This is a genomic window from Serratia microhaemolytica, assembly GCF_004011885.1.
Taxonomy (GTDB): Bacteria; Pseudomonadota; Gammaproteobacteria; order Enterobacterales; family Enterobacteriaceae; genus Serratia_G; species Serratia_G microhaemolytica.
Genome location: NZ_SBEF01000027.1, coordinates 1 through 21228, shown reverse-complemented (window position 1 = coordinate 21228; position 21228 = coordinate 1). Strand labels below are relative to the sequence as shown.

The following is a 21228-nucleotide window of genomic DNA, read 5'->3' as shown; positions in this document are numbered from 1 at the left end:
TGTTTGCTGTCAACCGCTATGGTTGTACAAACCGTTCTATTAGACAATGCCCTTATTAAACAATGCCCTTGCTACGCAGGTAATCCTCATAACTGCCAGTAAAGTCGATTATTTTACTTGGTGTCATTTCGAGAACACGCGTTGCCAGTGAACTGACAAACTGGCGATCATGTGAAACAAAAATCAACGTGCCCTCATACAGTTCCAAAGCCATATTCAGTGATTCAATCGATTCCATATCCATATGGTTGGTCGGCTCATCCATAATCAGAATATTCGGCCGTTGCATCATCAGTTTACCAAACAGCATCCGCCCCTTTTCACCACCCGATAACACCTTGACACGCTTCTTGATATCATCCTGACTAAACAGCAGCCGTCCGAGTACACTACGTACAGCCTGTTCATCATCTCTCTCCTGCTTCCACTGACTCATCCATTCAAATACCGTCAGCGTATCATCGAACTCATATTCATGATCTTGGGCATAGTAGCCAATATTGGCATTCTCCGACCACTTTACGCTGCCTGAGTCGGCGTTAAGTTCACCGATCAATGTCTTCAATAACGTGGACTTACCGATACCATTGGTACCTAAAATGGCGACTTTTTCGCCCACCTCAAGCATCAGGTTGAGTTGACGGAACAACAGATGTCCATCGAAACCTTTGCTGAGTGCTTCAACTTCCAGCGCATTACGGAACAGTTTTTTATTCTGCTCAAAACGGATAAACGGATTCTGTCGACTCGATGCTTTAACTTCTTCCAACTGGATTTTTTCAATCTGGCGTGCGCGAGAGGTCGCTTGTTTAGATTTCGAAGCATTAGCACTGAAGCGGCTGACAAATGACTGTAGCTCACTAATTTGTGCTTTTTTCTTGGCATTATCCGCTAGCAGACGCTCACGCGCCTGGGTCGCCGCAGTCATATACTCATCGTAATTGCCTGGATAGATACGCAATTCGCCGTAGTCTAAATCAGCCATGTGGGTACAGACCATATTCAGAAAGTGACGATCATGCGAGATGATAATCATGGTGCTGTTACGTTCGTTGAGTACCTGTTCCAACCAGCGGATGGTATCAATATCCAAGTTATTGGTTGGCTCATCAAGCAACAGAATATCTGGCTCCGAGAACAGCGCTTGTGCCAACAGCACCCGTAACTTAAAACCGGGCGCGATCTCGCTCATCAAGCCGTAATGTTGCTCAACCGGGATCCCTACGCCGATCAACAATTCACCCGCACGTGCTTCAGCGCTGTAACCCTCCATTTCACCATAAGCGACTTCAAGATCAGCGACTCGGTAACCATCCTCCTCGCTCATTTCGGGCAATGCATACAGTCGATCTCGCTGCTCTTTTACCTGCCACAACTGATGATGCCCCATAATCACGGTGTCTAATACGCTAAACTGTTCAAAAGCGAATTGATCCTGGCGTAGTTTCCCCAACCGTTCATTCGGATCAAGGCTGACATTACCGGCACTCGGCACTAAGTCACCACCCAGAATTTTCATGAGTGTTGACTTACCGCAACCGTTAGCACCAATCAATCCATAACGATTACCGCTACCAAATTTAACCGAGATATTTTCAAACAGTGGCTTACTGCCAAACTGCATTGTTACATTATTTGTTGATAACAAAGGATTTACTCTTTCAGTGATGTTATTTTCTGCGGCATTATGCCATAACCCCACCACCGGATCGCCACCTAGTGTGAGACTCTTTGCAAGTTGATCATCGCGCCTTGCTACGAACATCTCTTCGTCACCTTGGTGTGGTACATTGCTCATCAGCCCAACATCACTAACCGTTCTCCCCGATCACAAGCTTTTTTGTCACTACGCTATCCTCCGCTAAGCCACAACACCTCATTTACGCCCATTGTCTGTAGGGTGTACTGCCTGCACACTGTCTATGTTCAAACGACTCACATCCCCACGACTGAAACAGAATCTAACCGATTACAAATCTCAGCAGAAAAAGCGATACATTTTAAGCAATACCCAAGAAAACCAATTGAATAATACTGAGTTTAGCAAAAACAAAAAAATAATAGTCTAAAAGCTATTTTTTCCTAACATATTGCACTATGAAAATAGTGCTCAACATCATCCATTATAATTAGATAGTTAGCGCGATAAGGATAACAAAGCCACTACAGGCACTGCGAGCATGCTAAATAGCAGCATACAGAAATGAACACATATCTACAAAAACGCTTACATAACAACCCTAACCTGCTGCTTTTAAATTAAATTTATTTATTTTGATCCTGGGCGAGGTTATATCAACACCGTTTGAACGATTTTATTATCAGTTTATATGGTCAGAAATATTGCTGAAATGGACTCTAGAGATTATCATTCATATAGCGACTAGCGCACTGGCTGTTTTATTGTCCTTATGTGTAGTTTATTCGTGTTCTTTTTTACGTGATGGCATATCTTTGCACAGGCGCAAGCGCTATGCAGAGGATGCTTTTTGTAAACCATGTATCTTTTGTAGGCTATATTTTAACCATGACAAGCACCATTGATTATCTTATGACATTTCGTAAGTGTTCCAACTTGGACAGTTTAGAAAAACTCTATGAAAAGCTGCAATATTCACTGACTGATGATCATGAAATCAGCAATATGTATCGTGCAGCAGACCATCGACGTGCAGAGTTAGTTTCTGGCAAACTGTTTGATCTCGGTAAAGTTCCTAAGTCGCTTTGGGCACAGGTTTTTTAATTCCCGCATTCAATGACATATAAATTTACATCAATCTGTTTTTAATCATATTTTTAACAAAAATGACCATAGCTAGTTTTGTTTGCTCGTAACTCACTTTTGTTTGTTACCTTTACTTGCTTCTCATTCTGTCTGATGACTATCAGGTTATCGCCAGCAGCAGAAATGTTTTATTTTATGACAACATAGAGAGCATGTTAATTTTACACCAGTAACACGCATTTCTTGTATGCTCTTATATTGCCCCAGCGCTGTTGGCAGTGTTGATGATAATGCTGCCACAGTGCAAGAGAAACAAAAGACCCATAAATATCAATAATATAAAAACAAGCTATTTGCTTTATAATGCGTTCATTAACTAACAAAAAAGCCCGATAAACCACACTAACAATACTTTTTCTATCGCCAGACACTTTGCCGACTTCAGCAGCAGCTTACTGTATTGTAAAGAGATTGCCTGGCTATCAATAACAGCCTCGGCTAGCATTATGCTGTCTGCTTCACCACACCTTCTTTATTGGCGCTCGGTTCAAGAACAGCACCCGTAATGTAAGCAATAATCTTTAACTTGTTACTGGATCTTCTCTATCATCGAATGGTCTTTTTGTGACTTGCCAATATATTTTCTCTTGGTAAAACAGATAAAAACATCAGCGGTGATTTTCATTTATCAGTCATGTGTTATATTTTCGATTAAATTCGGATTTAAAATAGCTTCACCTGCCATCAATCAAAAATTAAAGCCATTTATCTCTTCTCATATATGCCACCAGCGTACCGTGATCTCACTACGCAATCGCTTAATCTCCCAATGGCTCGCAAAGAAAAATAGACTTAACTGCCCCATTAGTGAAGTATCATACCAAGTTATTTTATTTTGACGATATAAACTGACAACTCTATCTGCTGGTAATCGCCAACGGTTATAGCGTGCAACAGAAGCCACCGCAGCTTTAGGTGCTACAGCTCTTAAAAAAGGCGCTGAAGATGAGGTTCGGCTGCCATGATGGGGAACCTGCAACACCGTTGTCGGCAGTAGTTTTCGCTGTTTTAACAATGCTCTTTCGGTTTCTGCTTCAATATCACCGGTGAGTAACAGACTAAAGTTGCCATCATTAATCCGTAACACACAAGAATGTGCATTACCGGCCTCAGCGACCAACTTGGGCGGCCATAAAATATCAAAATCTAATCCCTGCCAAACCCAATGTTGCCCTTGGATACAGGGTTGATGGCCTGAATTACTCAGTGGACTGTGTATCTGAGCCAGTGGAAATGCCCGTGATAATAGTTGCAGTCCCCCGATGTGATCTTGATGACTATGGCTAATGAAGATATGTTGCAATGAAATTTGTCGCCAATGTAAAAATGGCAAAATAAAGCGCTCTGCTGCACTGCCATTTTGCCAGCGATCGCCGGTGTCATAGATAACGCCTTTACCATCGCGCTCAATAAGCACTGCCAAGCCATGACCGACATCCAGCATATCTACCCGCCAGCGATACTCGACCGGCGGTTCGCGCCAGAACCAGCAACAGAGTAACAACGTGAAACAACCGATCGGATGTGAATACCACCAGCGTAAACGCAAACAAAGTACCAACAACCAGCCAACAAGACTCCACAACCAAGCTACTCGACCTAGCGGTAACCACCCCTGCTGTAGCCAATCCAGTGGCCATAATGCCAAGCTAATACTAACATCAGCCAACTGCCAACCGAACCCACTGAGCCACGGTACAAAACTGAGTAGCAGTGAGGATAAAATCAATGGTACTGTCAATAACGAAACAATCGGCACTGCCCACAGATTCGCTAACAGTGAACTCCAACTCACACCGTGAAAGAGAGTAAACTGTAGCGGCAACAACAACAACGTCATCCCTAACTGCATGTGTAGCCAACCTAACGGTGCCCAAATCCACGATGCACGCAAACGGCGCGGTAGTGGAGCCCACTCAAACCAGAAAATCAGTGCCGCCACAGCCAATACCGAAAGCCAAAAACTGTCAGAAAGCAGTGACATCGGTTCAAACAGTAACAATAAACAGACACACCACAGCCAAATCTGCCAAGCAGAACAACAGAGACCTTTTAACCGCAACAACAGCCAGAGCGACAATGAAATCATCGCTCGCATCGCTGGTAGCTGTTCACCTGCTAACCAGACGTAACACAATGCGACGCACCAACCCATTAACAATGGCATTCGATAACCAATATAGTGTGCTGGGAGAAAAAACTGTACCGCGCGAGCCAACCACCAGGCAAAAGCTGCAGCCAGTGCAATGTGCAAGCCTGAGATCGCAACCAGGTGCGCGATCCCGGTTTTTACTAGCTGCTCGCGAAGCGATTTGTCAATCAATCCCCGTTCACCAAACGCCAGTGCCAACAACAGGGGTCGCTGTGCTAATTTCTCGATTTGAGCATCAATATGGCGAATAAACTGCTGACGTAAATCACAACTGGTATCCAGTAGTTCAGCAGAACGAATACTGCCACGCAATGGCTGTCGATTAGCCATCGCCCAACGCTCGCTATCAAATCCTCCTTCATTTAGGCTACTGTGCAGGCGACGGAAGTTGACTTTCATTCGCCAGCGCTGGCCAGCACACACTTCCACCACCGGTGCCACCGCACTGAAACTGAATGCCGGCATTAGCCAACGCTGATCCACCTGCTCAATACGAAATTTCACCAGTGTCTGCTGTTGTGCCACAAATCTGACGCTTTCTACCGAAGCAATAACCTGTTTATCGCCCCCTTCCACCAAGCTAGCAATTTGGTGCATTAACCACTGGGCACTGCCAGTGGCAAAAATAAATCCGAACAGTAGCGCTGCCAATAGTTGGCTGAGCTGGCAACCATAGCGAGACCCTCGCCAACACAATACGACCAGCAATAGTCCACCAAGTAACCATAACGACAGTGTCGGTAATCGAGGTAACCAAAGCAGTGGTAACATTCCCAACAACCAGGCGAGCGCTAGACTGTCGATTGAGATCCTGATTTTCGTTCTCCTGCCGCGCGATCCATTTTCAACCGATGTTAAAGTACAGGTACAACATCACCAGCAGTAAATTTGTTCATCGCAAAGCAGTGTGCAATCTGACTGGGCTAAACAACTTATGTTGCAATCACGCTGTGATAAGCAACGCAAAGCCAGTTAACTATCTTAAGCAACTGCGACTGTGCCAGGCAGCCAGCATGTGTTTAAGCAAGCACATAACAGATGCTTTAAGCTGTGTTAAACCACTCTCATCCACGGTGTTCTGACGCATGGTATTTGCTGGTTATGTTGAGTGACTACAAGAAAGCAATCGTTTTCGTATATACTGCCGCTCGATTATTTCCACTCTTCCACTTCGATCCATTTCAGGTACCAGACTATGTTAACTATCGGCACAGCCCTACGCCCATCCGCCACCCGTATCATGCTGCTCGGCTCCGGCGAGTTAGGTAAAGAAGTTGCCATTGAATGCCAGCGTTTGGGGCTAGAGGTCATTGCAGTAGATCGTTATGCCGATGCGCCAGCGATGCATGTTGCCCATCGCAGTTATGTGATCAATATGCTGGATGGTGATGCGTTGCAGCAGTTAGTGAAACAAGAGCAACCCGATTATATTGTGCCGGAAATTGAAGCGATCGCCACCGATATGCTAGTTACGCTAGAGCAACAGGGGCAACGTGTTGTGCCTTGTGCCAAAGCAACAAAGTTAACGATGGATCGCGAAGGTATCCGCCGTCTTGCCGCTGAAACTTTGCAACTGCCCACGTCACGCTACCGTTTCGCTACCAGTGAAGAGAGTTTTCAACAGGCTGTGGCAGAAATAGGTTACCCCTGTATTGTCAAACCGGTGATGAGCTCGTCCGGTAAAGGTCAGAGCTTTATTCGCACACCACAACAATTAAAGGATGCCTGGCTGTATGCTCAGCAGGGGGGACGTGCAGGGGGAGGCAAGGTGATTGTTGAAGGCGTAGTGGCATTCGATTTCGAGATCACGCTACTGACTATCCATGCCATCGATGGCGTACACTTCTGTGCGCCGATTGGCCACCGTCAGGAGGACGGGGATTACCGTGAGTCCTGGCAGCCGCAGCAAATGTCTGCACTGGCGCTACAACGTGCACAATCGATCGCTGAAAAAGTAGTGACGGCATTAGGTGGTTATGGGCTGTTTGGCGTCGAACTGTTCATCTGTGGTGACGAAGTGATTTTCAGTGAAGTCTCACCTCGTCCGCATGACACTGGGCTAGTGACGCTTATCTCACAAGATCTCTCTGAATTTGCTCTGCACGTCCGTGCCTTTCTTGGTTTACCGATTAACACAATTCGTCAGTTCGGCCCTGCGGCCTCAGCGGTGATCTTGCCCGAACTACACAGCAACGATCTGCGTTTCACTGGCCTGGAAAACGCACTGACTGCACAGACACAAGTGCGGTTATTTGCCAAACCAGATATTGATGGCAAACGCCGACTTGGGGTAGCGCTCGCCTATGCCACACAGATTGAACATGCGATCGCCAGCGCTAAACAGGCCGCGCTGGCCGTTGATGTGTTAGCCTGATCGTCAGACAATACGGCAGAGATGCTGATCTGCTACTTTGCCGTTACCTATCGTTAATCACCACCGCCGCCAGCATCTCCGCCATCACTATCATTGCTGTAATCATCACTCGCTGGCAGATTTAACGATTCAATACGGCGTTTTTTTCGCAGCTCTTCTGCTACATGGGCAATCGCTTCGGCACTGCTCCATCCCTGCTGCATCAGTTGCTGGATCTGTTCCACCGCTTCCTGTTGCTGCTGATGGGTTAATGATGGCATCCTGGAAAACATAAATGACTCGTTAATTAAATGGGGTCGCCCAGTATAACCGTTGTCGTCATAAACGGTAGTACCGCTCAACTGTTTTCCCTCATCCAGCCTAAGCGGGTTATAATCAACGACAATTATTTATCTTCAGTATCGTTAGATATCAATCAGGTTAATCAAAATCCATGAGTGCTAAACCCAAGCTAAAATCTCTGCCTTATGATCGCCACACACTGCTCACACTGTTTGCTCCATTAGCACAACAACCTTGGGCGATGCTGTTACACTCCGGATTTGCTGAACATACACACAATCGCTTTGATATTCTGGTTGCTGATCCACGAGTGACTTTAACGACCACCGCTGGTTGTACCGAGATCCGACAACAGCAAAAATGCCATCTCTCAACTGCCGATGCCTTCCTTTTGTTGCAACAGCAACTTGATGCGATTGGACTACAGGCAAGCCCAGAGCCTGATTTGCCATTTCAAGGTGGTGCGCTGGGACTGTTTGGCTATGATCTGGCACGCCAAGTCGAATCACTGCCTAACTTGGCACAAGCGGATGTCACACTGCCTGAAATGGCGATCGGCATTTATGACTGGGCATTGATTGCCGATCATCAGCAACAGAAACTGACGCTGCTCAGCCACGGTGATCTTGAGCAGCGTTGGCGATGGCTGACACAGCAACAACCACAGCCAAGCACACCATTTCGTTTAACCAGCGATTGGCAGGCCAACATGACTCGCGCAGAGTATGGAGAAAAATTTCGTCAAATCCAACGTTACTTACGTGCTGGTGACTGCTACCAAATTAATCTTGCTCAACGTTTTTCCTGCCGTTACCAAGGCGATGAGTGGCAGGCATTTTGCCAACTCAGCCAAGCTAATCGCGCCCCTTTTTCTGCTTTTCTGCGTCTGCCTGAACATTCAGTATTAAGCTTCTCACCTGAACGCTTTCTCCACTTGGCCGAACAACGGATCCAGACTCGACCGATCAAAGGCACCCTGCCACGCTTAGCCGATCCACAACAAGATGCGCTACAAGCAGAGAAGTTGATCAGCTCAGTAAAGAATCGCGCCGAGAATTTAATGATCGTCGATCTACTCCGTAATGACATTGGTCGCGTCGCAGAACCCGGCAGTGTCCGAGTGCCGGAACTGTTTGTCGTCGAGCCTTTCGCAGCGGTACATCACTTGGTCAGCACCGTCAGCGCGCTATTACCTGCCAACCGCAGTGCATGTGAACTGTTACGCGCCTGTTTCCCTGGCGGCTCTATTACTGGAGCACCCAAAGTACGCGCAATGGAGATTATTGAACAGCTAGAACCACAACGTCGCAGTGCTTACTGTGGCAGTATCGGTTATCTGAGCTTTTGCGGTACCATGGACAGCAGCATCACTATCCGCACCCTATTTACTGATCAGCACACACTCTACTGCGCCGCTGGCGGAGGGATTGTCGCCGACAGCGAGGAGCAGGCCGAATATCAGGAGACTTTTGATAAGGTCGGTCGTATCTTGGCACAACTCCAGGAGTTAACCCATTGATCAACCAGCAACCGTCAATATCCTCATTAGCCACATTTATTCACCGCTTTCAGTTGTTACAACCGCTGGAAGCGACGCCTGCAGTACAGACTCATCACGCAGCGGTGCTGATCCCAATTATCTGCCGCCCTACACCGACGCTATTGCTTACCCGCCGCGCTGATTTTCTACGCCAGCATGCTGGACAGGTCGCCTTTCCCGGTGGAAAAGCGGATCCACAGGATGGTTCGCCAATTATCACCGCATTGCGTGAAGCAGCAGAAGAAGTAGCCATTCCATCTGAACAGGTACGTATACTTGGGCAATTGCCGTCTATCACTAGCCATAGCGGTATTCACGTCATACCGATAGTCGGTTTATTACCGAGCAATATTCAACCGATCGCTAATCAACAGGAAGTGGCGACAATATTTGAAATTCCGCTACAGCAAGCACTGATGCTATCGCGTTATCATCGGTTAGATATCCCGGCAGGCAATCAGCAACGACGTATCTACTTTTTCTGGCAACAACAACAGTTAATTTGGGGACTCACTGCTGCCATCATCTATCGATTAGCACAACAACTTAAGATCTCGTGCAACCGATGTAGCGCCTCTCAATTGCCATCAGCCAGCACGCTTTTGTTTAGCGGCGGTGATGATTTTTCATTTGGTTACCCTAATAACAATATGGTATTGTTGCGCCGTCATTTGGGGAGTAGCCGGTTTCTTGCCTGTTCGTAAGCAAGAAACGCCCGTATCAACATACTCGTTTATCTACTGAACGTGGTGCGGGCGGCCGATAGCTTGGCGAGACCATAGGCACGTAATCTCATCGCATGGTTGGGGGTGGGTTGCGTGTATATGGAAACTACCCAACCGAGGCTATTCACTAAATGAACCTTTCTGCTACTGTTATCCTGGCTTTTGGCATGTCCATGGACGCCTTCGCTGCCTCAATTGGTAAAGGTGCCGCATTACATCAACCTCGCTTGCGTGAAGCACTGCGTACCGGTGTTATTTTTGGTGTTATTGAAGCGATCACACCGCTGATTGGTTGGAGCGCTGGATTACTGGCCAGCCAATATATTATGGATTGGGATCACTGGATCGCTTTTACCTTACTGTTTATCCTCGGTGCACGCATGATTAGCGAAGGACTGAAAAATAAACCGGAAGCAGAAGAAGAACAGAAAATCCGTCGTCACGGTTTCTGGCTGCTGGTGACCACTGCGATTGCCACCAGTCTTGATGCCATGGCGGTCGGTGTCGGTTTAGCATTCCTTCAAGTCAATATTATGCATACTGCAATGGCGATCGGTCTGGCAACGATGATAATGACCACCTTGGGCATTATGTTAGGGCGCTATATTGGCCCACTGCTTGGCAAACGCGCTGAACTGTTAGGTGGCGTGGTGTTGATCGGCATCGGGATAAATATTTTATTCGACCATCTAGGGCTGTTAGCTTAAATCCGTTCTCCACAGAGAATGGCTGACCTGATTTAACAATCAAGCCAAATCTAAGAATGCAAGCAACACCGCTATGATAAAATCATAGCGGTAAAACTCCCGCATACTGAGTTAACTGAGCTATGCGATTGCTCTTAATACTACAGAATGGAGACTGTTATGCCCGACCACTCTTCACTGCTTGCTCGCATCCCTGGAATTATCCATGGCTTTGGCGATAAAAGTGCGCTGTTACCACCGCTATTGGCACCTTATTCCGATACTTCGCCTGAAAAAAAACAGGTGCATGGCACCCGGATTGTTGAAGTGCGTCAGCCCATGCAACAGTGTGGTGAAGCTGATGGCTTCTTTACCCGCACCCCTGGTATTTTAATTAGTGTATTAACTGCTGACTGCCTGCCCGTGATGTTCAGTCGCCTAGATGGTCAGGCGGTCGGTGTGGTTCATGCTGGCTGGCGTGGTTTACTGGCTGGGATTCTGGAGCAAATGGCCGAACAGATCTGCCAACAGGATCAGACTGAAAACTGGATCGCTGCTATTGGCCCAGCGGCGCGCGCCTGTTGCTACCAGGTTACAGAAGCGCTGATCGCAGATTTTACCCAGGCACTACCTTTCCCTGCTACGGTAATTAGCCCCAGCTACCGTCAGCTCGATTTGGCCGCGATTGCTGAACACAAACTGCGTGCATTAGGTTTCCATGCGGTTGATCGTGCTGGTGGTTGCACCATTTGTAGCCTGGATCCAGACCCTAACGCGTTAGACAAGTTTAACTACACCAGCTATCGCCGCACCAGCCAACGCCGTGAGCAGGACCCCACTTATCCCACTATCACTGGGCGTCATCAACATTCAGGTATTATCATTAGCGGATAGCTTGGCACAGGGAACAACCTAAAGAGATGAATAGTTATGGTCAATAAATATTATGATGCCACTAAAGCGCACCATACCCGATTTGGCTTCCGTGATCCGGAAGCCGTCGCGCACCAACTTCAGGATCTGCAACGCTGGCGCGCAGAGCGCAAAAAATTGGCATTGCCGCCACCGCCGCAAAATGGCTATGCACAATTCATTCAGGACTGGTGGCAACCTGTTGATTTAAGTGGAAATCAAGATGCAATCTGGTGGCTCGGTCATGCTTCGCTGCTGCTCCGCCTTGCCGGTAAATATATTCTGATCGATCCCGTACTGTCACCGCGCGCCTCTCCGGTCAACTTTTATGGCCCGATACGTAAAACACCACCACCGATCAAGGTAAAACAACTGCCGCCTATCGACCTGGTGTTAATCTCGCACAATCACTATGATCACCTTGATCGGGACACCATTCGTGAACTGACCCACCAGCAGCGTGAAGTGATATTTATCGTGCCCCTGGGATTAAAACGCTGGTTCCGTGGCTATCCAGCCAAACGTGTGATCGAACTTGACTGGTGGCAAAGCTACCAGATCGATGCAATGACGATCCATGCTACCACGGCCAAACACTGGTCGATGCGTACCCCGTGGGATCGCAATCAATCACTCTGGTGTGGTTGGGTGATCCACCATCCTGCGCTGCGTTTCTATTTCACTGGTGATAGCAGTTACAGCGAACGTTTAGCCGAGGTAGGTTCACGCCTTGGGCCTTTTGATTTCGCAGCTCTGCCGATCGGTGCCTATGCCCCAAGATGGTTTATGCGTGAACAACATATGGATCCTCAACAAGCGGTGCGATTGTATCAGCAATTAAATCAACCCAAAGTGATCCCTATTCATTGGGGAGTGTTTGAATTGGCTGACGAAGCGCTGGACGAGCCGCCACAAGAATTGGCACGCGCGTTAAATGATGCGGGCTTGTTGCAACATCAATTTCAACCGATCAAAATCGGCTCTCATGTCAATATTTAACAAGCACACTTTATGCCATTTTAACTGCTGATGTTAAATTGTCATCTATTGCTTTTCTGGGCGCAGCATATGCCTTTGAATACAAGCCGGAACAAATACCTTGCTCTCCGGCTTTATTCGATAAAAATGGCTGATTACAGTGTGAGGAATATTTTCAGCCTTATTATCCATAATGGCAGCATTAATTTTTTAACTATTTATCATAATAACCAACTCAATTTACAGCATTTTCCTTATTGCATATTTATGCAAAACCCATCACTGAAAACGCTATGTTAACCTGCCGACATTTAGCCTATCACAACCAGCTTTTCCTCTAATGACGTAGCTTGTAGCTGATAAAGCCGGTTAACCGTTCACTTTTCCATCATTCAGTAGTATGCAACATGCCGTTCAAACCGATCTGAGCGTCGATATTTTTTTTGTCGTATCACCGGATAGCATCAATTATTTATTGTCAAACCAACCCGGTTAACCAGGAAAACTTTGTTGCAAATTGAAACAGCATCCCATAGTAGATACTCACATTGCCAAGCAGAAAACAACGCTGAGTTCAACCTATTTGAGACTATTTGCACTATTTTTTTGCCAGACAATTCCAAATATGTGCGACACCTCTATCACTGATTAAAAATGGCTTGCGATAATTTACAGAGTATGTGATAACGCACTTGGGTAAAACGAGGTACAGTTCTGTATATGTGTGGCATTTTCAGTAAAGAAGTTCAGAGTAAAGACGTTAACGTTGTATACCGCTTCTCTGCCGATCCTTATCTTAGTGCCTCAATCAGTAACGACTCTAGTTTGTCTGTGTGACGCCTACGGGCGGTTTAAACAATCCAAAGGAAATACTCAAGATGGCGAAGATCAAAGGTCAAGTTAAGTGGTTCAACGAGTCTAAAGGTTTCGGTTTCATCACCCCGGCTGACGGTAGCAAAGATGTGTTTGTACACTTCTCTGCCATTCAGGGTAATGGTTTCAAAACCCTCGCCGAAGGCCAGAACGTTGAATTCGAAATCCAAGATGGCCAAAAAGGCCCATCAGCAGTTAATGTTACAGCTATCTAATTAGTATTAGCTGTAACAAAAAGCCCGCCTCTGTGTGGGCTTTTTCGTTTCTACCGTGCTCCCCGTTTGCGGCGCTGTCAATATTTTCACCCTGCCGTATCGTTCACGATCAAAAGACAACAGCCAATCGGCAACCGAGAACGGCTGTGGTTCTGCTTGATACCGCTCTCGGTGATTGTCATTGATACCAGCGCTTAATCAGAAATAGAGCCGTACCACTGGTTGGTTATCGGTACCAAAAACTCCATCAGTTTTCCAGCCAGCAAAGGTGCGTTGTGCCAATTGTGCAACACCTTGGTAAAAAGGGTGATATGCGCCTTGTGCTAGCAACTGGAAGTAACGCGCCGCCCACGGCAACAGATGATCACTGAATAACTGCGTGACTAACTGCTGTTGCTGCTGTTCGGCTAGCCAAGCGGCCAGCATCAACAAAGTTCCAATGTGATCTTCCGGTTCACCTGTTGCCTGCTGTATCTGCAGGTGATGTTGGCGTAGCCACTGGCGCAATCGGAGTGTTGAGTCACCAAACAGCACACTCTCACGATCCAGATAGACCGATCCCCAAGGCGGAGCGACCAGTGCATCGGGGCCGATAAACAGCCGCTGATACGCCGCCGCTAACGGTTCTGCCTGATAGACCAACCCGCTAGCAATCAGCGTGCTGGTTGCTGGCATCACCGGATAGGGCCACTGGCTGACCCAGTGTGGATCAGCCAGCGAAACCAACAGCGGCTGGATGGCTTCACTCTCAGGTGCATGGGCGAGTAACATTCCCAGTACACGTCCCGGTAACGCAATGTTATCCACTCGCATAATTTAGTATTCCCAATCGCCCAATGAAAAGCGCATTTGTACCCAGGTTGCCCGCTATCCCTACTGTATTGAGCGAGATAGTCGATTGGTATCGCTATTTCCAGCAGGGGTAAGCAGCAACCAGTTAACTGCCGACACTGACACCGACCGTCATGTGCAAGCCATAAAACAGCGCACGTCCTAGCAATTCACCGGCAAAGAGCAGTATCAGCCCCAGCAACAGCCCCAATACGCTGACATTACCGTAGTGAAGCTGTGGGAAAATCCAGCAACTGAGCCCCAGCACCAGCAGCACCAGCCGCCACACCATCAGTTGTCCATAGGCCGGGATCAACGCCGATGCCTGTTGCACAGAGCTACTGATCATCGCCAATTCGCTCGTTTGCAACAAAGCAACAGCGAGGCTGAGTAACACAGCAAAAACACTCACTAGAATAAGCTGGTTACGAGCTCCAACCTCCAATCCCGCTGCACGCAGCAGTAATGCCCCCAACAGTGGGCCACCAATCAACATCGATAACAAGAAATTGATCGTGGTATAGCCACTGTGCCAAGTCGGCACGGTTTCAACTTGGTAAACACGCGTCATCGCATAGACAAATAGCAGCCCCAGTAGCATGGTCACCACCAGCCACACCCGCCCCAGTGCCTGTGGCATTTTTTTTACCATCGCTAACAGCCAGTAAAGCCCACCGACAATAGAGAACAACAGCCCAGCCGCAACTTCATTACTCAGTGCAGATTCCCCAATACGATTTAAGGAGTTAAACGCTCTTAATGGTGTTCCTAAGTGCATCAGAGAAGCAGCAAATGCAGCTCCGATCAGCAGCCATAAAAACAACATACTGCCATGTACTGCTCTCGCCTCGCGCTCAGTCAATTTACCGCTGATCAATGCCAGCCCGATCACGATCATGCCACCCACAACAAACTGCCCCGTCACCGTGAACAGCATCAACGGCCACTCATGCCATCCTGCACCCATGTTAAACCTCCTTCGGATTGGCCAAATGGCCAGTTCTGTCGCCGCTAGGGCGGCTATTGGCATTGGGTTTGATCACAATGCTCGGCTGAGTAAAGCGTGCTGCAGGCAGCGGTGCCACTGCCGCCAGCGTGCCATGTTTGATACGTAGCTCGTCGATCGGGCCAAAATCAAGTGCACGCAGTGGACAGGATTCAACACAGATCGGTTTTTTACCCTCTGCAACTCGGCTATAGCAACCGTCGCACTTGGTCATATGACGCTTCACCGAATCATACTGTGGTGCACCATACGGGCAAGCCAAGTGACAGTTACGGCAACCGATGCAAACCTCTTCGTTCACCACCACGAAGCCATCCTCCCGTTTGTGCATTGCCCCGGTTGGACAGACTTTGCTACAGGCCGGATCAGCACAGTGGTTACAGGCAATCGACAGGTAGTAGGCAAAGACGTTCTGATGCCAGACATCCCCTTCCTGCTGCCACTCACCACCGGCATACTCATAAATACGTCGGAAACTGACCTCCGGGGTGAGGTTTTTGTAATCTTTACAAGCAAGCTCACAGGTTTTACAACCGGTACAACGCGCTGAATTAATGTAAAAACCATACTGTTTTGTCATTAGCGGTTCCCTTTGGCCTTAGTGACTTCAACCAAATTGCTGTGTTGAGGATTCCCTTTCGCCAATGGTGAAGGGCGTTGGGTCGTGAGGACGTTCATGCTGCCCCCATGATCAATTTTGTTTTCATCAGGGGCGTACCAAGCCCCTTCGCCAACAGCAATCACGCCTGGCATAATGCGCGGCGTGACTTTGGCGCTAATACGCACTTCGCCGCGATCATTAAAAATACGCACCAGATCACCATGATTGATTTGACGTTTCTGGGCATCAACTGGATTAATCCATACCTCCTGCGGACAGGCAGCTTTCAGCACATCAACGTTGCCATAGGTGGAGTGAACACGCGATTTATAGTGAAACCCGGTCATCTGTAATGGATATTTATTGCATTGCAGATCATCATAACTTTCAAACCCATCAGCATAAATTGGAAGTGGATCAATGATATCTTGCTCATCCAGTTGCCAGCTTTGCGCAATCTCTGCCAACCGTGACGAGTAGATCTCAATTTTCCCTGACGGGGTCTTCAGCGGATTTTTTACCGGATCAGCACGAAAAGCCTGATAGGCGATAAAGTGTCCACGCGGATCCATTTTCTTGAAAATCCCTTGCTGCTGAAACTGCTCATAGGAGGGTAAATCCGGTAATTTTTCTCTTGATTTGTCATAAAGATGACGCAACCACTGCTGCTGTGTTCTCCCTTCGGTAAAGCGCTGTTCCACCCCCAGACGACAGGCAATTTCACGACACATCTCATACACTGTTTTGCACTCAAAGCGTGGTTCAATCACTTGGCTGGCAAAAATGGCATAGCCAAGATTACTGGCGTAGCCATCTAGGCAGAAATCCATCTGCTCAGCGGCGGTGCAATCCGGCAACAGCAGATCAGCGTACTTTGCCGATGAAGTCATATGATTATCAATCACCACGATCATTTCGCATTTGCCCTCATCCTGCAAAATAGTGTGCGTTCTATTAATATCAGAATGTTGGTTGATCAATGCATTACCGGCATAATTCCAGATGAACTTAATCGGCACGTCCAACTTCTCCTTGCCGCGTACACCGTCTGCGATTGCGGTCATCTCCGCACCTCGCTCAATCGCATCGGTCCATAAAAAGACCGAGATACTGCTCTTCACTGGATTTTCCAGTGTTGGCATTCGTTCAAATGGCAGTGCGTAGTTGCTCTCTCGTGAGCCGGTATTGCCACCCGCAATGCCAACATTGCCGGTTAAAATCGCTAACATAGCGATCGCGCGTGCCGTTAACTCACCATTGGCATGGCGTTGCGGCCCCCACCCTTGGCAGATATAGGCTGGCTTAATGCTGCCAATTTCACGGGCCAACTTAATAATCCGCGCTGCCGGAATACCGGTGATCTCCGCTGCCCACTGCGGTGTTTTTTCAATACCATCACGCCCCAGACCAAGGATGTAGGCTTTGTAATGCCCATTTGCCGGTGCGTCCGCAGGTAGCGTTTTTTCATCGTAGCCGATGCAGTATTTGTCCAGAAATGGCTGGTCAACCAAGTTCTCACTGATCAGCACATGTGCCAACCCAGCCACCAATGCAGCGTCAGTTCCAGGGCGGATCGGTATCCACTCATCCTCTCGACCGGCGGCGGTATCGGTGTAGCGCGGGTCGATCACAATCATTTTTGCTTGCGAGCGCTCACGCGCCTTTTCCAGTTGGTAGACAATGCCGCCGCCACTCATGCGTGTTTCTGCCGGATTGTTACCAAACATCACCACCAGCCGGCTGTTTTCGATGTCGGAGATGCTGTTACCGTCACTGCCGCCGTAGGTATAAGGCATGGCACAACTGATTTGTGCGGTGCTGTAGGTACCATAATGGTTGAGATATCCCCCTACGCAATTCATCAACCGCGCAATCGGCGAATTAGCCGGAGGCCAAGAGCGTGCAACCGTTCCACCCAACGTACCGGTGCCATAATTCAAGTAGATGGCTTCATTACCATACTGCTTGATAATTCGCTGTAAATTCATCGCGATCAGATCAAATGCTTCCTGCCAACTGATACGTTTAAATTTACCCTCTCCCCGTTTGCCTACCCGTAGCATCGGGTATTTCAAGCGATCAGGATGATAGATACGGCGGCGCATTGAGCGCCCTCGCAGGCAGGCTCGGACCTGATGCCGGTCACCATACCGATCAATACCGGTATTATCCGTTTCAACGTATTTAATTTCGCCATCAACCACATGCATACGTAATGGGCAACGGCTGCCACAGTTCACGGTACAGGCACTCCAAACTACCTTTTCGTTCTGCTGCCGTTCTGGCATAGCTGTGGTGGGTATTTTGGCATCTGATTGACGGCTAAACGGTAGCGCTACACCACCGACAGCCAAGGCCAATCCCCCTATTGCGCTAGTTTTCACTAAGGCTCTTCTGGAACACGCCAGGTCAGAGAGTGATTTTTTTTCAGATTCGCTCATATGTTTTCGCTCTGATTCATTAAGCCAATGGCACCACCGCAGTTAGAACCCATCTCACACCTTTTCAATCTCAATCAAGTTGGTATGTTGCGGATTTCCTTTTGCTAATGGTGAAGGACGATGGGTGGTTAAGGTATTCATGCAGGCACCATGATCGATACGATCACCACTCATATTGGCCTGGTGCCAAGCACCCTGTCCCATCGCCACCACACCTGGCATAATCCGTGGCGTCACCTTAGCGGCAACCCTGACTTCACCGCGCTGATTAAATACTCTGACCAAATCACCACTGAGAATACCGCGCTGTTGTGCATCGACCGGATTGATCCACACCTCTTGCTGGCAAGACCTCTCTAGCAGATCAATGTTGCCGTAGCTGGAGTGTGTTCTTGATTTATAATGAAAACCGAACATCTGTAACGGATATCGACTACGTAGTGGATCATCCCAACCTTCAAAGGTTGAGGCATAGATCGGTAACGGGCTGATTGTTTCATCAGCAGCCAGTTGCCAACTACTGGCTATCTGCGCCAATCTGCTGGAGTAGATCTCAATTTTACCCGACGGTGTTTTTAGTGGGTTTGCCTCTGGATCTTCACGGAATTTTTTATAGGCGACAAAATGTTGTTGCGGATCTTTGCGTTTATAGATACCGATGGCGCGCAGTGCTTCGTAACTGGGAAGATCAGCATCCCGTGCGCGCATTTTGGCATACAGGTATTGCAGCCACTGCTCTTGGGTGCGCCCTTCGGTGAATTTTTGATAGACATCCTCTCCTAGCCTGCGTGCAACCTCGCTCAATATTTCATAAATCGGCTTGCGTTCAAATTTGGCTGAGGTGGCTGGCTGACTAAAGATCAAGTAACCCATATTGCCAGCAAAATCGTTCGGAATAATGTCCTGCTGTTCCACCGTCATTAAATCGGGTAACAAGATGTCGGCATACTTCGCCGATGAGGTCATAAAGTTTTCCACTACCACAATCATTTCGCATAACGCATCATCCTGCAAAATTTCATGGGTTTTATTGATATCGGAGTGCTGGTTAATAAGGGTGTTACCCGCGTAGTTCCAGAGAAATTTAATCGGTACCGGTAACTGTTCCACACCGCGAACACCGTCACGGGTCGCCGTCATTTCAGCTCCGCGTGCAATGGCATCCGTCCAACTAAAGCAAGAAATCTGTGCGGTGACCGGATTCTTTAATACTGGCATTCGTTCGATGGTGATTGTGTAGGTCGATTCACGCGCGCCACTGTTGCCACCATGAATGCCAACATTGCCGGTCAGGATCGGTAACATGGCAATCGCACGCGACGTTAATTCACCGTTCGCGTGGCGCTGTGGCCCCCAGCCCTGAGCAATATAAACCGGTTTGGTGCTGCCAATCTCACGTGCCAGTTTAATGATCTGATCAGCAGGAATACCGGTGATCTTGGCAGCCCATGCTGGCGTTTTTTCAATGCCATCTTCACCATTGCCGAGAATATAGGCTTTATAGTGGCCGTTAGCAGGGGCACCCGCAGGTAGCGTCTTTTCGTCGTAGCCCACGCAATATTTATCTAGAAAGGGTTGGTCGACTAAATTCTCGCTGATTAATACATGCGCTAAGCCAGCGACTAACGCAGCATCTGTACCCGGCCGGATCGGCAGCCACTGATCTTCTCGTCCGGCAGCGGTATCGCTATAACGTGGGTCGATCACCACGAGGCGTGCATTTGAGCGTTCACGTGCCTGTTCCAGGAAATAGGTGATGCCTCCGCCACTCATGCGTGTTTCCGCTGGATTATTGCCAAATAACACCACCAGTTTGCTGTTTTCAATATCAGAGGTGCTATTGCCATCGTTGCTGCCGTAGGTGTATGGCATCGCACAGGAGATCTGTGCGGTGCTGTATGAGCCATAGAAACTTAAAAAGCCGCCATAGCAGTTCATCAATCTTGCAACCAATGAAGCAAACGGTGATGAGCGGGTGATATTGCCGCCAACAATGCCAGTGGCGTAGTTGATATAAACCGCCTCATTACCATATTTTTCAACAATGCGCTTTAGGTTGTTCGCAATCTCATCGTAGGCTTCCTGCCAACTGATGCGCTTAAATTTGCCCTCACCCCGTTTGCCAACCCGTTTCATCGGGTAGTTCAATCGCTCTGGGTGGTTGATACGACGGCGAATCGAACGACCTCGTAAACAGGCTCTCACCTGATGATCACCATAAGCATCTACACCGGTGTTATCTGTCTCAACCCAATAAACTTCATCATCACGCACATGTAGCCGCAATGCACATCGACTACCACAATTGACTGAGCAGGCCCCCCATACCACCTTATCCGTTGTGGTGCTATTGCCTGTCTCCGTTCCCCCCAATGGTGCTCGTGGTGTCGCCTGGCTGAAGGGTAGCACCAGCCCACTGGCTGCCAATGCCAATCCAGTTGCGGTGGTTGATTTGACTAACGTACGACGACTGATACCTATCGATGATGATGCAGTTGATTTCTTGTCGGACATAGGTTCACTCCAGGTTTTTCCCTCAGCGAGGGAAACTTCATTCCTTGGGTTGAAGGTATTGATACCTCAATGAGTTGAAGCTAACTAGGCATGGGGGAAGGTAAATACAAAACACGTATGTTGATAGCCGTTTTCACTACGCTTTGCGCATACTCGCGATATTTCAGGTTGCATTGCTGTTTCCAATGTAAACATCCGGCGATCTCACCTTGCGAGTTTATATTAAGTGGTTAAGGTGAGCGGCAGATTAGGTGGATGAGGAGAAGGTGTTACCGGGCAGGGGCAGCAGTTGGTCCAGTTGACTATTTTTCCA

General features: G+C 48.1%; 16 protein-coding genes, 1 pseudogene and 1 riboswitch. Of the genes and pseudogenes, 9 read left to right on the top strand and 8 right to left on the bottom strand.

The window, feature by feature from the left end:
• Window positions 1-55: 55 nt before the first annotated feature.
• Complete coding sequence (locus tag EOJ37_RS09970; protein ID WP_127959798.1) at window positions 56-1648, bottom strand: ABC-F family ATPase; 1593 nt, start codon at window positions 1646-1648, stop codon at window positions 56-58.
• 879 nt (window positions 1649-2527) lie between these two features.
• Here EOJ37_RS09970 and ydgT point away from each other — a divergent pair.
• A complete protein-coding gene (ydgT, locus tag EOJ37_RS09965; RefSeq protein WP_127959775.1) occupies window positions 2528-2743 on the top strand; it encodes a transcription modulator YdgT in 216 nt (71 codons plus the stop codon).
• A 757-nt stretch (window positions 2744-3500) separates the two neighbouring features.
• Here ydgT and EOJ37_RS09960 read toward each other — a convergent pair.
• Window positions 3501-5708 (bottom strand): DNA internalization-related competence protein ComEC/Rec2, encoded by a 2208-nt coding sequence (locus EOJ37_RS09960; RefSeq protein ID WP_127959774.1) that lies wholly within the window; start codon window positions 5706-5708, stop codon window positions 3501-3503.
• Window positions 5709-6132: 424 nt separating this feature from the next.
• On the opposite strand from EOJ37_RS09960, the gene purT reads away from it, so the two are divergent.
• Window positions 6133-7311, top strand: coding sequence for a formate-dependent phosphoribosylglycinamide formyltransferase (purT, locus tag EOJ37_RS09955; RefSeq protein ID WP_127959773.1), 1179 nt, complete (start codon window positions 6133-6135; stop codon window positions 7309-7311).
• Window positions 7312-7364: 53 nt separating this feature from the next.
• Here the strand turns inward: purT and EOJ37_RS09950 are convergent, their stop codons facing one another.
• Window positions 7365-7652 (bottom strand): YoaH family protein, encoded by a 288-nt coding sequence (locus tag EOJ37_RS09950; protein WP_240651696.1) that lies wholly within the window; start codon window positions 7650-7652, stop codon window positions 7365-7367.
• 92 nt (window positions 7653-7744) lie between these two features.
• On the opposite strand from EOJ37_RS09950, the gene pabB reads away from it, so the two are divergent.
• The 7 genes and pseudogenes from pabB (at window position 7745) to cspE (ending at window position 13522) form a co-directional block, all read left to right on the top strand.
• Window positions 7745-9112 carry an aminodeoxychorismate synthase component 1 gene (gene pabB / locus EOJ37_RS09945; protein WP_127959772.1) on the top strand — a complete coding sequence of 456 codons (1368 nt, stop codon included), beginning with the start codon at window positions 7745-7747 and terminating at the stop codon, window positions 9110-9112.
• A pseudogene (locus EOJ37_RS09940) lies at window positions 9112-9687 on the top strand (CoA pyrophosphatase); the annotation flags it as partial. The gene pabB and the pseudogene EOJ37_RS09940, both read left to right, overlap by 1 nt.
• 106 nt (window positions 9688-9793) lie before the next feature.
• Window positions 9794-9975: riboswitch (yybP-ykoY riboswitch) on the top strand.
• A 14-nt stretch (window positions 9976-9989) separates the two neighbouring features.
• Entirely contained in the window at window positions 9990-10565 is a 576-nt protein-coding gene (gene mntP / locus EOJ37_RS09935) for a manganese efflux pump MntP (RefSeq protein WP_127959770.1), read from the top strand.
• A gap of 159 nt (window positions 10566-10724) precedes the next feature.
• The gene (locus EOJ37_RS09930) at window positions 10725-11438 is read left to right on the top strand and encodes a purine nucleoside phosphorylase YfiH/LACC1 family protein (RefSeq protein WP_127959769.1); all 714 of its coding nucleotides are present in this window, start codon (window positions 10725-10727) and stop codon (window positions 11436-11438) included.
• 36 nt (window positions 11439-11474) lie between these two features.
• Window positions 11475-12455 carry an MBL fold metallo-hydrolase gene (locus tag EOJ37_RS09925; RefSeq protein WP_420820630.1) on the top strand — a complete coding sequence of 327 codons (981 nt, stop codon included), beginning with the start codon at window positions 11475-11477 and terminating at the stop codon, window positions 12453-12455.
• Window positions 12456-13154: 699 nt separating this feature from the next.
• On the top strand, window positions 13155-13271 hold the full coding sequence (locus EOJ37_RS09920; RefSeq protein ID WP_127959767.1) for a DUF2627 domain-containing protein: 117 nt from the start codon (window positions 13155-13157) through the stop codon (window positions 13269-13271).
• A 41-nt stretch (window positions 13272-13312) separates the two neighbouring features.
• On the top strand, window positions 13313-13522 hold the full coding sequence (gene cspE, locus EOJ37_RS09915) for a transcription antiterminator/RNA stability regulator CspE (protein ID WP_002221949.1): 210 nt from the start codon (window positions 13313-13315) through the stop codon (window positions 13520-13522).
• A gap of 198 nt (window positions 13523-13720) precedes the next feature.
• On the opposite strand, the gene dmsD is transcribed toward cspE, so the two are convergent.
• The 5 genes from dmsD to ynfE form a co-directional block, all read right to left on the bottom strand.
• Complete coding sequence (gene dmsD, locus EOJ37_RS09910) at window positions 13721-14335, bottom strand: Tat proofreading chaperone DmsD (protein ID WP_127959766.1); 615 nt, start codon at window positions 14333-14335, stop codon at window positions 13721-13723.
• Between the two features lie 124 nt (window positions 14336-14459).
• Complete coding sequence (locus EOJ37_RS09905; RefSeq protein WP_127959765.1) at window positions 14460-15320, bottom strand: DmsC/YnfH family molybdoenzyme membrane anchor subunit; 861 nt, start codon at window positions 15318-15320, stop codon at window positions 14460-14462.
• A gap of 1 nt (window position 15321) precedes the next feature.
• Entirely contained in the window at window positions 15322-15939 is a 618-nt protein-coding gene (locus EOJ37_RS09900) for a DMSO/selenate family reductase complex B subunit (protein ID WP_127959764.1), read from the bottom strand.
• A complete protein-coding gene (locus tag EOJ37_RS09895; protein WP_127959763.1) occupies window positions 15939-18401 on the bottom strand; it encodes a DmsA/YnfE/YnfF family dimethyl sulfoxide reductase in 2463 nt (820 codons plus the stop codon). The genes EOJ37_RS09900 and EOJ37_RS09895 overlap by 1 nt, the downstream gene beginning before the upstream one ends.
• Before the next feature lie 54 nt (window positions 18402-18455).
• The gene (gene ynfE, locus EOJ37_RS09890) at window positions 18456-20915 is read right to left on the bottom strand and encodes a selenate/tellurate reductase subunit YnfE (protein WP_127959762.1); all 2460 of its coding nucleotides are present in this window, start codon (window positions 20913-20915) and stop codon (window positions 18456-18458) included.
• Between the last annotated feature and the right edge of the window lie 313 nt (window positions 20916-21228).

Coding starts and splice junctions, on each gene's coding strand:
- EOJ37_RS09905 (WP_127959765.1), bottom strand. CDS start 15,320: ATGGGTGCAGGATGGCATGAGTGGCCGTTGATGCTGTTCACGGTGACG.
- ynfE (WP_127959762.1), bottom strand. CDS start 20,915: ATGTCCGACAAGAAATCAACTGCATCATCATCGATAGGTATCAGTCGT.
- EOJ37_RS09920 (WP_127959767.1), top strand. CDS start 13,155: ATGTGTGGCATTTTCAGTAAAGAAGTTCAGAGTAAAGACGTTAACGTT.
- EOJ37_RS09900 (WP_127959764.1), bottom strand. CDS start 15,939: ATGACAAAACAGTATGGTTTTTACATTAATTCAGCGCGTTGTACCGGT.
- EOJ37_RS09895 (WP_127959763.1), bottom strand. CDS start 18,401: ATGAGCGAATCTGAAAAAAAATCACTCTCTGACCTGGCGTGTTCCAGA.
- EOJ37_RS09960 (WP_127959774.1), bottom strand. CDS start 5,708: ATGTTACCACTGCTTTGGTTACCTCGATTACCGACACTGTCGTTATGG.
- pabB (WP_127959772.1), top strand. CDS start 7,745: ATGAGTGCTAAACCCAAGCTAAAATCTCTGCCTTATGATCGCCACACA.
- EOJ37_RS09930 (WP_127959769.1), top strand. CDS start 10,725: ATGCCCGACCACTCTTCACTGCTTGCTCGCATCCCTGGAATTATCCAT.
- EOJ37_RS09925 (WP_420820630.1), top strand. CDS start 11,475: ATGGTCAATAAATATTATGATGCCACTAAAGCGCACCATACCCGATTT.
- ydgT (WP_127959775.1), top strand. CDS start 2,528: ATGACAAGCACCATTGATTATCTTATGACATTTCGTAAGTGTTCCAAC.
- cspE (WP_002221949.1), top strand. CDS start 13,313: ATGGCGAAGATCAAAGGTCAAGTTAAGTGGTTCAACGAGTCTAAAGGT.
- mntP (WP_127959770.1), top strand. CDS start 9,990: ATGAACCTTTCTGCTACTGTTATCCTGGCTTTTGGCATGTCCATGGAC.
- dmsD (WP_127959766.1), bottom strand. CDS start 14,335: ATGCGAGTGGATAACATTGCGTTACCGGGACGTGTACTGGGAATGTTA.
- purT (WP_127959773.1), top strand. CDS start 6,133: ATGTTAACTATCGGCACAGCCCTACGCCCATCCGCCACCCGTATCATG.